Annotated in this window: 13 protein-coding genes; 6 read left to right on the forward strand and 7 right to left on the reverse strand. The window is 37.0% G+C overall.

Translation table 11 applies throughout. The annotated features are described in order from the left end of the window. The first annotated feature begins 27 nt into the window (after positions 1–27). The 5 genes from lpxD to lpxB are packed head-to-tail and all read left to right on the forward strand — an operon-like array spanning position 28 to position 4,455. On the forward strand, positions 28–1,074 hold the full coding sequence (lpxD, locus tag GQO39_RS03595) for a UDP-3-O-(3-hydroxymyristoyl)glucosamine N-acyltransferase (protein ID WP_156850978.1): 1,047 nt from the start codon (positions 28–30) through the stop codon (positions 1,072–1,074). Between the two features lies 1 nt (position 1,075). Continuing rightward, positions 1,076–1,543 (forward strand): 3-hydroxyacyl-ACP dehydratase FabZ, encoded by a 468-nt coding sequence (fabZ, locus tag GQO39_RS03600; RefSeq protein ID WP_007551959.1) that lies wholly within the window; start codon positions 1,076–1,078, stop codon positions 1,541–1,543. A 23-nt stretch (positions 1,544–1,566) separates the two neighbouring features. Continuing rightward, entirely contained in the window at positions 1,567–2,391 is an 825-nt protein-coding gene (lpxA, locus tag GQO39_RS03605) for an acyl-ACP--UDP-N-acetylglucosamine O-acyltransferase (RefSeq protein WP_007551958.1), read from the forward strand. Between the two features lie 2 nt (positions 2,392–2,393). After that, positions 2,394–3,266, forward strand: a complete 873-nt coding sequence (locus GQO39_RS03610; protein ID WP_156850979.1) for an LpxI family protein — start codon at positions 2,394–2,396, stop codon at positions 3,264–3,266. Next, a complete protein-coding gene (lpxB, locus tag GQO39_RS03615) occupies positions 3,259–4,455 on the forward strand; it encodes a lipid-A-disaccharide synthase (RefSeq protein WP_156850980.1) in 1,197 nt (398 codons plus the stop codon). Before GQO39_RS03610 ends, lpxB begins: the two co-directional genes overlap by 8 nt. A gap of 18 nt (positions 4,456–4,473) precedes the next feature. Here the strand turns inward: lpxB and GQO39_RS03620 are convergent, their stop codons facing one another. The 7 genes from GQO39_RS03620 to gltX form a co-directional block, all read right to left on the reverse strand. Continuing rightward, positions 4,474–5,247: an amino acid ABC transporter ATP-binding protein gene (locus GQO39_RS03620; protein WP_156850981.1), complete on the reverse strand. Its 774-nt coding sequence runs from the start codon at positions 5,245–5,247 to the stop codon at positions 4,474–4,476. Between the two features lie 79 nt (positions 5,248–5,326). Next, the gene (locus tag GQO39_RS03625; RefSeq protein ID WP_156850982.1) at positions 5,327–6,034 is read right to left on the reverse strand and encodes an ABC transporter permease; all 708 of its coding nucleotides are present in this window, start codon (positions 6,032–6,034) and stop codon (positions 5,327–5,329) included. Further along, the gene (locus GQO39_RS03630; RefSeq protein WP_156850983.1) at positions 6,031–6,753 is read right to left on the reverse strand and encodes an ABC transporter permease; all 723 of its coding nucleotides are present in this window, start codon (positions 6,751–6,753) and stop codon (positions 6,031–6,033) included. The genes GQO39_RS03625 and GQO39_RS03630 overlap by 4 nt, the downstream gene beginning before the upstream one ends. A 77-nt stretch (positions 6,754–6,830) precedes the next feature. Further along, a complete protein-coding gene (locus GQO39_RS03635; protein WP_156850984.1) occupies positions 6,831–7,583 on the reverse strand; it encodes a transporter substrate-binding domain-containing protein in 753 nt (250 codons plus the stop codon). Positions 7,584–7,899: 316 nt separating this feature from the next. Next, positions 7,900–8,652 (reverse strand): transporter substrate-binding domain-containing protein, encoded by a 753-nt coding sequence (locus GQO39_RS03640; protein WP_156850985.1) that lies wholly within the window; start codon positions 8,650–8,652, stop codon positions 7,900–7,902. Between the two features lie 568 nt (positions 8,653–9,220). Continuing rightward, positions 9,221–10,516, reverse strand: a complete 1,296-nt coding sequence (gltA, locus tag GQO39_RS03645) for a citrate synthase (protein WP_156850986.1) — start codon at positions 10,514–10,516, stop codon at positions 9,221–9,223. A gap of 265 nt (positions 10,517–10,781) precedes the next feature. Next, positions 10,782–12,209 (reverse strand): glutamate--tRNA ligase, encoded by a 1,428-nt coding sequence (gltX, locus tag GQO39_RS03650; protein WP_156850987.1) that lies wholly within the window; start codon positions 12,207–12,209, stop codon positions 10,782–10,784. Between the two features lie 106 nt (positions 12,210–12,315). Between gltX and GQO39_RS03655 the strand changes: the two genes are divergently transcribed. Then, positions 12,316–14,592, forward strand: coding sequence for a ComEC/Rec2 family competence protein (locus GQO39_RS03655; RefSeq protein WP_156850988.1), 2,277 nt, complete (start codon positions 12,316–12,318; stop codon positions 14,590–14,592). The last annotated feature ends 365 nt before the right edge of the window (positions 14,593–14,957 follow it).

The raw sequence follows: 14,957 nt of genomic DNA on the forward strand, positions 1-14,957 counted from the left end.
GAGCTAGCTGGGAGAGAAAGTGTTTTGATGGCGGATACATTTTTTTTTACGCCGTCCCGGCGATTGACGGTTGCTAATGTTGCAGAGTTAACAGGTGCAAAGCTTCTTAATCCAGAGTTTTCTAACACAGTTATAAATAATCTTTCTTCGCTTGAGGGTGCTGTGGAAGGTTCTCTTGTGTTTGTGGAACATCGAAAATTTTCTGATGCTCTCTTAGGAAGTTCTGCTGTTGCTGTTTTTTGTACGAATGAAATCGTTTTTAAAGTTCCTGAATCCATGGCAGTTTTGGTGACATCTACACCGCAGCGTGATTTTGCCCAGATTGGGCGCATCTTATTTCCTGATTCTGTCAAGCCAATGCCTTGGTTTGGACAGAGAGAAATTTCACCGCATGCGCATATTCATCCAAGTGCTAAGTTTGCACATGATGTATGTATTGAGGCGGGAGCTGTTATTGGTAGAAATGTTGAGATTGGTGCAGGGACTCTTATTTCATCCACGGCTGTTATTGGAGAAAATTGCCGTATTGGGCGTGACTGCTATATTGCCCCTAAGGTAACAGTTCAGTATTCTTTAATAGGTGATAGAGTTCAGCTTTATCCTGGCGTTTGCATTGGGCAAGATGGTTTTGGTTATGTTGGAAGTGTTTCTGGAATTGAAAAAATCCCACAGCTTGGCCGTGTTATCATCGAAGATAGTGTGGAAATTGGTGCAAATACAACTATTGATCGTGGAACATTTGAAGACACTATTATTGGTGAAGGGAGCAAAATTGATAATTTGGTACAGATTGCTCACAATGTGAAGATCGGTCGCTATTGTCTTATTGCTGCTCAATGTGGAATTGCTGGGAGTACATCCATAGGTGATATGTCTCAACTAGGAGGGAGCGTCGGGGTAGCCGATCATATCGTAATAGGTAAATGTGTTCAGATTGCTGCTGGTAGTGGTGTTATGAATGATATTCCGGATGGAGAAAAATGGGGAGGAAGTCCGGCACGACCATTCAAGCAGTGGTTTCGTGAAGTAGCGGCGTTGCGTAATATTGGCAAAATTAAAAAGGAGAAACGCTAATATGATCAACCCCAGAGAAATTAGAAATTTAGAAGCTGTAGATATTGAAAAATTGCTATCAATATTACCACATCGTTATCCATTTTTATTGATTGATCGCATAGTTGAAATTGATGGTGAGCAGGAAGCTATTGGTATTAAAAATATAACGATTAATGAGCCACATTTTACGGGACATTTTCCCGCGAAACCGGTTATGCCTGGGGTTTTAATTTTAGAGGCTATGGCACAAACAGCAGGAGCAATTTCACTTTTAAAATTAGGGGATAAGCAACAAAATTTGGTTTATCTTATGACTGTTGATAATGCGAAATTTCGTAAGCCGGTTGTGCCTGGCGATCAACTAAAGATTCATGTTCAGCTTTTAAAAAAGAGATCTGGTATAAGGCGTTTTTCGTGTATTGCAAAAGTAGAAGATATTCGTGTCGCTGAAGCGGAAATTGCTGCGATGATTATTGAAAAAGAATAAACGATATTAGTAGGAATTTAAAAATGTCCGGTACAAAAGTTCATCCAACTGCTCTTGTGGAGAAAGGAGCGCAGCTTGGTGAGAATGTACGAATTGGGCCGTTTTGTCATATTAGTGCAGATGCTATTATTGGTGATGAATGCAGTTTGATGAGTCATGTTGTGATTATGGGGAAGACAACGTTAGGAGCTAATAGTAAAGTGTTTTCGCATGCAGTTTTGGGAGCAGAACCGCAAAATAATAAACATAGAGGAGGTCATACAATTCTTTCTATTGGTAAAAATTGTACGATTCGTGAAGGCGTAACGATGCATAGAGGCTCCGACTCAAGTGTAGGAATGACGATTATTGGTGATAATTGTCAATTTTTTTGTTATGCTCATGTTGCCCACGATTGTCATGTAGGTAATCATGTGACTTTTGCGAATAATGCAATGATTGCAGGGCATGTTACTGTTGGTGATTGTGTTATTATTGGTGGTGGATCCGCTGTTCACCAGTTTGTTCGTGTTGGGTGTTATGCGTTTATTGGTGGTGTATCTGCATTGGTTGGCGATCTGATTCCTTACGGAACAGCTGTTGGTGTGCAGGCAAAGCTCGCAGGATTAAATATTATTGGGATGAAACGTGCTGGACTTGACCGCAAAGATATTCATGCGCTACGTCATGCAGTTTCCATGCTTTTTGATCATAGCAAGCCGTTTAAAGAGCGTGTAAATGATGTTGCTTCTTTTTATTCCACGTCTCAGTCTGTTATTGACGTAGTTAATTTTATTAAAGAAGAAGGAAAACGCTTTTATTGTACACCTAAATTTGAAGGTGATAGAGTAAGAAAAAATAAGGACTAAAAATGTCTGTTTCTGGTGCCAGAAATATTCTTTTCGGCCGCACTGCCATTATAGCAGGAAATGGTGTTCTCCCTATTACTGTCGCTCAAGAGCTTGAGAAGAATGGACAAAATCCTTTTCTTGTCCTTTTGCGTGATGAAGCAGATGCTGTGCTTTATCGCTATGAGCATTGCGAGTTATCGATTGTGGAGCTAGCACAACTCGTTAAAGTTTTAAAAACAGCTGGAATTTATAATATTGTTTTGGCCGGCGGTATAAAAAAACGGCCATTTCTTACGCAATTGCGACTCGATTGGACAACATTTTTAGCTCTTCCTAAGTTAATCGGGGCTTTGAAGAAGGGAGATGATGCGTTATTAAAAGCTTTTATACGAGTTATTGAAGCGCACGGCTTTTGTATACTTGGGGCTCACGAGATAGTACCAGATCTTTTAGCACCAATGGAATTTAATTTAACATTACGGCGAGCGACGCGAAAAGAAAAGAAAGATATTTTCTTAGCAGCAGAAGCAGCAAAGCTTTTAGGTCGCTTAGATATAGGGCAAGCAGCTGTGGCTATTAATGGGAGGGTTGTTGCTGTTGAGGGAGCAGAGGGAACTGATAATATGCTATGGCGGATTTACGAAATGCGAGAAAGAGGGCAAATTCCGGCTAAAGGTGGTGTTCTCGTTAAATGTGCGAAACCACAACAAGATCATCGCGTTGATTTACCATCAATTGGACCTACAACAATAATAAATATTGCAAAGAGTGGATTGTGTGGCATTGCGGTAGAAGCAAATAAAAGTCTGATATTATCAGTGCAAACAACAGTAGAAAAAGCTAACAAATATTCCCTGTTTATAGAAACGTTTGAAAAATTTGATCATGAATAATTGTATTTTAAAAATTGCTGTTGTCGCAGGAGAAGAATCTGGTGATTTTCTTGGAGCTGATTTGATTTCTTGTTTATCAGAACAGACAGGATGCGATATTCATTTGATTGGTGTTGGTGGGAGGCACTTAAAGGAGTTAGGTTTAAAAAGCCTTTTTGATTCTCATGAGATTGCTTTAGTAGGCTTAGGTGCAGTATTAAAAAAATTGCCATCACTGCTGGTGCATATTCACAATTTATCTAAATTTATTGCGCAAGAACAACCCGATTGTTTAATTATTATTGATAGCCCTGATTTTACCCATCGCGTTGCAAAAAAAGTGCGCATTTTAGCACCTTCAATTCCTATCATTAAATACATTGCACCAACTATTTGGGCATGGCGGCCGAAGCGTGCTAAAGCTATGCGCAAATTTGTTGACCATGTTTTAGCAGCGTTTCCTTTTGAAGAAAAGATTATGCAAGATTTTGGAGGTCCTGTTACTACTTATGTTGGACATCGTCTTTTAACTTATCCTCTGCTTTTGACTGCCCAAGCAAAAAAAAAGCGCCAATCAGAAAAAAAACACTCATATGGCAAGCAAATATCACCGCCTACGTTAGTTATTTTACCTGGATCACGCAATTTAGAGATTCGCTCTTTAATGCCTATTTTTCGAGAAGTAGTAGAAATTCTTGCACAACGTATCTCTCATTTACGTATTATTTTACCAACTCTACCACATTTGGTGGATAAAATTCGTGATTTTTTACAGAATTGGAAAAGCAAAGTAGAAATTGTTGTTGGTGAAGACGCAAAATGGCGTGCTTTTGCACAAGCAGACGTTGCACTTGCAGCTCATGGAACGGTTTCGCTTGAACTAGCGTTAGCCAAAATCCCCATGGTCCTTTGTTATAAACTTGATCATTTTTCTAAATTATTCATTTTGCCCAAAATAATGTTATGGAGTGCTGCTCTTCCCAATATTATTTCTGATAAGCCGTTTGTGCCAGAATATTTTAATGAATTTTTGCGCCCTGGTTTGTTAGCAAGGCAGATAGAACAGCTTTTGTATAATCCTTTAGTGCGACAGGCGCAACTTGATGCTTTTGAGTTGGTGGAAAAGAAAATGAAAACTGAAGTACCATCGGGGGTTGTTGGTGCGCAAACGATTATCACTCTTCTAAAAAATAGGATTAACATTGTATAAATAAAGCAATGTTGATGGTTAATGCTTAATTTTAGCAAGAAAATCACAAGCGCGTTGGCTTTTAGGATTGATAAAAAATTCGTCAGATGCTGTATCTTCAATAATTTTTCCGTTTTCTAGAAAGAGTATTCTTTCTGAAACTTCACGTGCAAACCCCATTTCATGAGTAACGCAAAGCATTGTTATGCCTGTATTGGCCAATTGAACCATAACTTCTAAAACTTCGCCAACACTTTCTGGATCAAGAGCTGACGTAGGCTCATCAAAAAGCATCACTTCAGGTTCCATACAAAGTGCACGAGCAATTGCAACACGCTGTTGTTGTCCACCAGAGAGTTGTAAAGGGTATTTATTACAGTGTTTTTCAATTCCGACATCTGTAAGATAACGAATTGCTCGTTCTTTTGCTTGTTGTTTAGAAAGCCCTTGAACTGTCATAGGTGCTAAAATGCAATTCTGCATAACGCTCATATGAGGAAACAAATTAAAGTTTTGAAAAACCATTCCTATTTTACGGAGAACATTTTTCTGTTGGTGTAAAGGGGCAGCATGAATATCAATATCATGAACACAAATGGAACCTTTTTGTGCTTTTTCTAATTGATTAATACAACGAATCAAGGTTGATTTTCCTGATCCGGAAGGACCACAGATAACAATGCGTTCGCCACCTTTAACATCAAAGTTAATATCATAGAGTACCTGAAAATCTCCATACCATTTATTTAAATTTCGAATAGAAATCACAAAGTTTTGAGCAATATGAACAGATTGATTATTTTCCAAATTCATTTTGTTTTATTCTTTCATTGATAAATAAACTGATTAATTTAACATTTTGATTTGGTAAAGGTTTTTGTGATCATTTTATTTACCTTAAATATCGGGTTAGACGATATTCGATAAAAACAATAAAACGGCGAATAAGCTCAACGATCAGAAGATAAATAAGAGCAGCCCAAATGTACACTTGAAAATCGAATGTACGCGAATAAGTGAGTTTGGCAATCCCCATTAAATCATAAATAGTGATGAGTGAGGCAATAGCACTGGATTTAATCATTAAAATAACTTCATTTCCCAAAGGGCGTAATGCTACAACCATTGCTTGTGGAAGAATAATTTTAAAAAATGTTACGGAACTACTCAACCCTAACGCTTTTGATGCTTCACGTTGTCCAGTTGTGACAGAGAGAAAACTTCCTTTAAAGATTTCAGATTGATAGGCAGCAGAATTGAGTGCAAAAATGAAAAGGCAACAATACCATGCGTTTTGAAAGAACCACCACAGTCCAACTTGTTGCCAGAAGTTGTTCATTGAACCAAGGCCGTAGTAAAAAAGAAAAAGTTGGGCCAATAAAGGAGATCCACGAAAAAAATAGACATAAATCTCTGCAAAATATCGTAAAAACTTATTATTTGATAAACGTGCACACGCGATAAGCGTACCAAGAAAAAAGCCAATGGAGCAAGCAATAGAAACAAGCTCAACAGTAACAATAAAGCCCCCAATAAATTTAGGCCCATAACGGTTTAAAAGAGCAGGGTTAAAAAGGAAATAAAGCCACTCAGGAATCATGCCCCCAACACCTTTCTATATCCTGCTTGAGTGTATATTTCCAGATAGTGCAAGACTGCAGAAAAGAACGCTGAAAATAACAAATAGAGTGAGCATGCTACAAGATAAAAAAGCATAGGTTTATCTGTGGCTGCGACTGCTAAGTTTGTTTGTCTCATAAGATCAACAAGTGAAATGGTTGACACCAAGGATGTATCTTTAAGCAAAGTCAGCCAATTATTAGAAAGACCTGGTAAGGCATTTCTAATCAGCTGAGGAAAGACAATACGAAAAAATGTAGTTGAGCGTGAAAGCCCTAGAGCTTTCGCCGCTTCATATTGACCTTTATCAAAAATATTAAATGCTCCAAGCCAAACTTCACAAGAAAAAGCTGCAAGAACCATACTGAGTGCAAGAACACCAGCAACAAAAGCATTAATACTGAACATCATTTCAATATTAAAATAATCGAGAACAATTTGAATAATATTTTGTAAGCCGTAGTAAACTAAAAATAAGGTTAAAAGCTCTGGTAGCCCACGGAAGGTCGATGAAAAAAGGATCGCTATAGCTTTAGCTATCTTAATATTGGAACGAATCATCACAGCACCCAGAAGACCTAAAGGAAGCCCTAAGAGCCCACAGCACAAAGCTAATGATAATGTCATCACCGCACTAGAAAGTATAACCACACCCCATCCACCATTGCTAAATGATAGCAATGCTAAATTTTCAATCATTCTTGCATTCCTCTCAAAGAGTTAGATAATGTTTTTTAAAAATAATCAGTTTATTCAATTTTAGTTTGTATTGGTATTTAATAAATATCGAATGTAAAATATTTTTTCATAATTTTTTCATAAGTTCCATCCAAACGGATTTCCTTTATCGCTTCATTAAATTTATCTTTAAGCTCATTATTATTTTGACGTAGTGCGATTGCAATAGGAAAATTTGTTTCTTCCAACGTTCCTAAAAGTTGGCAACACTCTTTTCCTTCATTGTTGAGCCAGTTTAATGCTTGCAGTTTATCAATGATAACAACATCAAGCCGACGACTTAAAAGATCGCGATTCACTTCTATTGTTGTCGGGTAGAGTTTAATGTTTACCCCTTCAGAAGCATAATGATCTTCTGCGTATGCAGCTTGTGTTGTATTTGATTGCACACCAAGATTTTTACTTTTAAAAGCTTCGGCTGAGATCTCTTTAATTTCTGAATCTTTGGTAACAATTACAGCGAGTGCTGTGTTATAATAAGGATCTGTGAAGTCAATCTTTTGTAAGCGCTCTTGTGTAGGAGCAAGGGAAGCAATGATCGCGTCGTATTTTTTTGCAAGAAGACCAGGAATCATCCCCTCTAAATCTTGAGTGGTGATAATACACTCGACGTTCATTTTTTTACAAAGTGCATAAGATATATCAATATCAAAACCTTTAAGCTCATTATTTGAGTCAATATAACTAAATGGAGGGTAGGTACCTTCGCTCGCAATTTTCAGCGTTTGGGCATTGGTAAATCGGGAAAAAAATGTTGCGCTTATTATAAGAGTGACTGCTAATAATTTCATTGTGTTCTCCTGTTGAATAAGCGGGAAAATATGATGCGCACATGTGAGGTTGTCATGTATTGTATAATCTGGAAGCTCTTTTGAGAGCAATATAAAAATTCACTGGTGTCCCATCTTGTTATCATTATGATAGACATCATGATCAAAAAACATTTTAGCTTTGAAAAAAGACTATCCAATTAAATATAAAAATGCGAATTTTCTCGTAAGAAATGACAAAAATGCTAGATTCTTAATTATTCACATGCTTCTTGAAAAGAGTTAAATAACATTTTTTAGAAATAACAGTGTTTTTAATTTCAATACATATTGATATTTAATAAATATCGAATGAAAAATATTTTTTCATAATTTTTTCATAAGTTCCATCCAAGCGGATTTCTCTTATCGCTTCATTAAATTTATCTTTAAGCTTATCATTATTTTGACGCAGTGCGATTGCAATAGGAAAATTTGTTTCTTCCAAAATCCCTAGAAGTTGACAGCACTCTTTTCCTTCATTGTTGAGCCAGTCCAATGCCTTTAGTTTATCAAAGATAACTAGATCAAGCCGACGACTTAAAAGATCGCGATTAACTTCTATTGTTGTAGGATAGAGTTTAATGCTTACCCCCTTAGGAGCATAATGGTCTTCTGCGTATGCAGCTTGTGTTGTATTTGATTGCACGCCAATATTTTTACCTTTAAAAGCTTCAACAGAGATCTCTTTAATTTCTGAATCTTTGGTAACAATTACAGCGAGTGCCGTGTTGTAATAAGGATCTGTGAAGTCAATCTTTTGTAAGCGCTCTTGTGTAGGAGCAAGGGAAGAAATGATCGCATCGTATTTTTTTGCAAGGAGACCAGGAATCATTCCCTCAAAGTCTTGGGTGATGAGAGTACATTCAACATTCATTTTTTTACAAAGTGCATAAGATATATCAATATCAAAACCTTGGAGTTCATTATTTGAATCAATATAACTAAACGGGGGATAGGAAGCGTCACTTGCAATTTTCAGCGTTTGAGCATTGGTTAATTGGGTGAAAAATGTTGCGCTTATTATAAGAGTGACTGCTAATAATTTCATTATGTTCTCCTGTCGAATAAGCTGAAAACATGGGACCATCATGTATTTTATAATCTGTAAGCTTTTCTGGAGCAATGCAAAAATTTATAAGTATTCATTTTGCTTAGGAAAGTTTTAAGAGAGTGTTTTGTTTTTCCCCTTATCTACTGAAGAGAAATAAGAAGTGTTTCGTGTATAGAGTTGTAAAAAAGCATTTTTCAATTATTCTTTGGTGATGTTTTTTTAGGGACAAAGGAAAAGAATTCTTAAACATCATTGAGTTTAGTATGTGATAAGGCTTTTTGTATAGGGAATGGTGGAGAATACACCTAATTTAGAGGAATGTGGCTTAAAAGTTGTTTCTTTCACCTCTTTTTGACAGAAATATCTTTCTGATCTTAAGAAAGAGCGTTTTGAACTCTATATGATTTATTGGGAAAAAGCCATCAAAAAACATTTCTCATAGCTTTTATGATAGTATTATATTTTTAGAGATAGTTTCAAAATCGATGTCAAATACTTTTAAATTGTGCTACTTGATTATTCACACTAAAGCTTCAGTAAATTGAAGCTTTAGTGGTTTGTTTTTTTAATTTTTACGTTTATCTATAGGAACATATTCACGCATGGCATAGCCTGTATAGAGTTGGCGTGGCCGACCAATCTTTTGTGCGGGATCCTCAATCATTTCTTTCCACTGCGCTACCCAACCTACACTACGTGCTAATGCAAAAAGAACAGTAAACATTTCAGTTGGGAATCCTAGAGCTTTTAATGTAATTCCAGAATAGAAATCGACATTTGGATAAAGCTTTTTCTCAACAAAATATTCATCGCTCAGGGCGATTTTTTCAAGTTCTATAGCTATATCAAGAAGTGGATCATCTTGGATGTTAAGCTCTTTTAAAACTTCATGGCAGGTTTTTTGCATGATTTTTGCGCGCGGATCATAATTTTTATAGACTCTGTGCCCAAACCCCATAAGGCGGAAAGGATCATTTTTATCTTTTGCACGTGCAATGAATTCAGGAATTCTCTCAACGGAACCTATTTCTTGTAACATCTTTAAGCATGCTTCATTAGCTCCACCATGCGCTGGTCCCCAAAGGCACGCAACACCTGCTGCTATACATGCAAACGGATTAGCACCTGATGATCCTGCAAGGCGTACAGTGGATGTAGAAGCATTTTGTTCATGGTCTGCATGAAGAATAAAAATTCGATCCATTGCTCGAGTAAGAACGGGATTGATTTTGTATTCTTCACAAGGAACGCAAAAGCACATACGGAGAAAATTAGCAGCGTAACTAAGATCATTTCGTGGATAAACAAAGGCTTGCCCGATACTATATTTATATGCCATCGCAGCAAGAGTTGGAACCTTTGAGATGAGGCGAACAGAAGCAATCATTCTTTGTTGTGAGTCTGTAATATCAATAGAATCGTGATAGAATGCAGACATAGCTCCAAGGCATGCAACCATAACAGCCATAGGATGGGAGTCACGACGGAATCCATGAAAAAACCGCGCCAATTGCTCATGTACCATCGTGTGCTGCATAATACAATTATCGAAGTCATTTTTTTCTTGTTTTGTTGGGAGTTCACCATAAAGCAAAAGGTAGCAGATTTCGAGAAAATCTCCTTTTTCAGCTAGTTGGTCGATGGGATAACCACGATAAAGCAATATTCCTTTATTACCGTCAATGTAAGTAATTTTTGATTCACAAGAAGCAGTTGAGGTAAAGCCAGGATCATAAGTAAAAGTATTTGTTTCTTTATAGAGAGAAGCAATTTCAATGACATCAGGTCCGCTCGTGCCTCTACGCACTGGAAATTCTATTTTTTTATCTTTCACTGTAATGTATGCTTTATTCTCGGACATTAGATATTCCTTTCAGATTCCTCGCTCCTAAAAATCAAGACGCCGTTTCATCAGATAGGGAGACATATGACCGAAGTTTCTCCTACCTATATTGAAGGGTAGATTTACCTTAAAAGTTGACACATGCAATCTAAAAATATTTTTTATTTGCAATTTTACCAAATCAAAAATGTATTTTCACTATCTAAGAGAAAAGATAGCTTTCAATTTATGTAGAAATATTTGTAGGTGATACCTATTGAGATGATAAATTATATACATATCATTAGTATTTCGTTGTTATAAGTTGGTCATTGATGCGGTTAAGAGACTCATCCTGTCCTAATAAAGCAAGAACATCAAAGACTCCCAGTGATGTTGCACGTCCTGTGAGAGCTGCGCGAAGAGGTTGGGCAACAGCTCCAAATTTGAGATTTTGTCTTTCTGTGTAATGTCGAAGAGTTTCATCCAAGCTTTTTACATCCCAATGAGAGCATGTTTTCAGGGTAAGATAGATACCTTCTAAGATAGCTAGCCCATTTTTATCTAAGAGTGTTTGTGCTTTTTCATCGAGAAGTAACGGCCGTGGCGTAAAAATGAAGGAAGCATTATCAATGAGTTCACACAGCGTTTTTGAACGTTCTTTCAAATTTGGTATAGCTTTTAGAAATTGAGTACGTTGTTGTTCATTAAGTGTTTCAATTATTTGTAATCCACCTTCAATTTCTGGTAAAATATTAAGAGCGGCATCAAAGAGGTCTTGGTCATTACTCATGCGTATATAGTGTCCGTTAATGGCATCGAGCTTTTTGAGATCAAAACGCGCTGCACCCTTATTAATATCATCGATATCAAACCAAGAAATCATGTCTTCGATTGACATGAGTTCGTCATCACCATGACTCCAACCTAGACGGACGAGGTAATTGCGCAAAGCAGCAGGAAGGTATCCCATTGTTCGATAAGCATCGACACCTAGTGCGCCATGCCGCTTTGATAATTTTGCACCATTTTCACCATGGATAAGTGGAATATGCGCCATAATAGGAATATCCCATCCCATTGCATTGAAAATGATTGTTTGACGGGCTGCATTTGTGAGATGATCATCGCCGCGTATGATATGTGTTATCCCCATATCATGATCATCCACGACGACAGCATGCATATAGGTGGGTGAGCCATCGGAACGCAAAATAATAAAATCATCTAGATCTTTATTAGGAAAGCGAACATCACCTTGAACGCGGTCGCGCACGATTGTTTCCCCATGTTGGGGAGCTTTGATGCGAATAACAGGTTTGATATCTTTTGGAGCTTCAGAAATATCACGATCTCGCCAACGTCCATCATAACGCGGTGGTCGGCCTTCTATACGGGCATTTTCACGCATTTCAGCCAATTCTTCAGGAGAAGCGTAGCAATAATAAGCTTTACCATCTTTTACTAATTGTTCAGCAACTTGTCGATGACGTTCTGCCCGCTCGAATTGTGAAATAGGATCACCGTCGTAGCTAAGTCCTATCCAGTGTAAGCCATTTATAATGGCTTCTACAGCTGCTTCTGTTGAGCGCTCTCGATCTGTATCTTCAATCCGTAGAAGCATTTTTCCCCCAGTATGTTTTGCATAAAGCCAATTAAAGAGGGCAGTACGGGCACCACCAATATGAAGGAAGCCTGTTGGTGAGGGAGCAAAACGGGTAATAACGGGCACGGATATCTTCCTTTAAATTAACTTATGGAACTTTATGGAGGAGGTATGTTAGCATAGATGATAAGGTGTGCAAGAGCCGCATTATAAGTAAAGTGGGGATTTGCGGATGTTTAATCAAAATAAAGTTAAGGATATTTTATCCATAAGCAGTTTGATAGAAAGCAAAAAGTTGAGTGTGATACGGCTGGATGCTTTTTCTACGCTTTATAATACGAATAACGGTAGCTTTAACAAAGCAAAGATTTTTTTATTTACACTTTTAAAAGAAGCAATAAATTTTTTCTGGAAGTGGTTGGTAGATTGCATAAACAAAGAAATTTCTTTTGGAATTCTTTTTTCATTGATTTTAATCTTTTTTTCCTTAGGCATCCTTTATTATTTTAGTGTGGAGAGAGAGCCAAGCTGGGGGAAAATTGGTGTGTTGGTTATCATCTTTCTTGGAATACTGTATGTTTCACGTTTTTATAGGAAAGTATGGATTATCACGGGATTTTTGTTTTGTATTGTATTGGGTGCTTTGGCAGCAAAAATAGAAACGTGGCGTGTATCTACAATAATGTTGAGTGGAGACGTTGTTACCACATTGACAGGAAGGATTGTTTCTATTGATTCAAGGCAAAATGGGGGCTTTCGTTTAGTTCTAGATGTTTTGAGTACAAAAAAGCCAATATTACACCATAGTCCTCGTCGAATTCGTTTGTTAGCAAGGTATTTACCCTATGGATTAGCAATTGGTGATGGCCTATATGGGAAAGTCAAGATCCGTGCGTTATCTGGGGCGGTACGCCCAGGAGGCTACGATTTTAGTTTCCATAATTATTTTAAAGGAATTGGAGCTCAGGGAGTTTATTTAGGAAAACCAATTAAAATATCAATTTTACAGTCGGATAAAATATTAAATATAGTCCGACAGAAAATTGAAAATTTACGGACAAATCTGACACAGAGAATCCGTACAGCAATTGATCGAGAAAAAGGTAGTGTTGCGGCTGCTCTTATAACGGGACAGCGGGGTGGTATTTCAAATGATACAAATGAAGCATTGCGTACAGTTGGATTAGCACACATTTTATCAATATCAGGTTTGCATATGGCTCTGTTGAGTGGCATAGTTCTTGTGTGCATCCGCAGTTTTTTAGCACTTTTCCCAATTTTTTCATCCTATTATTCTGCTAAAAAATTCGCTGCCATTGCGGCATTAATGATGACAGCTTTTTATTTGGTACTCTCTGGCGCCGCTGTATCAGCACAGAGAAGTTTTGTGATGATTGCTGTTATGTTGATTGCTGTATTGTGTAATCGTTCTGCTGTAACAATACGTAATTTTGCTATTGCAGGTTTGATAACCCTTGCTGTTACGCCGCATGAAATATTAGGTCCCAGCTTTCAAATGTCTTTTTCTGCAACGGCAGCTTTGATTGCGTCTTTTGATTGGTGGAGCGGGAGTTCATTTTTTCGTAAAAGAAAAACAACACCATCTTACGTTGGAGGTGGAGTGATTCGTTTTGTGCTCTTAACGATACTTTCAACATGTGTATCTTCATTTGTGGCGGGGACTGCTAGTGGAATTTATGCTGCTTATCATTTTTCCAATATTGCAACTTTTAGCATTATCAGTAATGCATTAGCATTGCCAATAGTATCAATCCTCATTATACCTTTTGGATTAATCGCAGTCCTTGCAATGTTTTGGGGACTTGAATGGTTGCCGCTTCAAATTATGGGTTTTGGTGTTGGTCTTGTGATAAAAATTGCTCACGCTATAAAAGCAATTTCTCCTGATTTGAATCCTGGATTTATGCCATTATCTGCGTTAGTTTTATTGAGTATAGGTTTGGTTGGGTTAATTTTTTTCAAAACATCCATCAGGTTCTTTTTTTGTCTTTTTATCTTGGCTGGTATTTATGTTTGTTGGTCGTATCCACCTATACAACTCATTATAGCAGATAATATGAAACTCGTGGGGGTTATTAATAAAAAGAAATTATATATTGATCGTTACCATATTTCTAAATTCACAACTTCCATATGGGAACAATCATTTCGTGTGAATGAGATGATAAAACCAACGAAATATGGTCCTTCGTTTTATGAGCAGTTTGTTTGTGATAACCATGTTTGTGCGTCCTTATTAGAAAATGGATTAAGAGTGGTCATCTTGCGTGGAAAAACAGATCAATGCATAGAGGCAGACATTATAGTTAATACATTGGCAATGAGTAATCAAACATGTAACAAGAAGACAAAAATAATATTTACTCCCCAACAATTGCTATCACGAGGGAGTGTTATGATGACCAAAAGTGGTGATGTCATTTGGTCTTCAAAGGGGTTTTATAGACCGTGGAATATATACAGGCAGCCTTCCACAAGGACTCTATAACTTATCGCGTTCTCGATCCTTCTTGATGCCAAGCAACAACAGAATAGGAAATGATCGGCACATTTTTCCGATTATGCTTTATTATATTTTTGTTATAGGGGTATCAATTTCGCTAGAGCTGCCTCAATTGTTTGTAGTTTTTCAAAACAGACGGTTTATTGATATCTGAACAATATATAATCTTGTAGGAGCATTTTATGCATGCACCTCATTCATAGTGAAAGATAAACTAAAAATGCTTATTTGATACGAAAAATGTCAATGGATTTTATAAAGAGATAAAATTGTTAATTATTTTATTTTATTATTATCATATGTCTTTATAATCATTAACACTTTTTTAATAAAAAGGTAATGGGCAAATT

The organism is Bartonella refiksaydamii (assembly GCF_902652675.1).
Taxonomy (GTDB): domain Bacteria; phylum Pseudomonadota; class Alphaproteobacteria; order Rhizobiales; family Rhizobiaceae; genus Bartonella; species Bartonella refiksaydamii.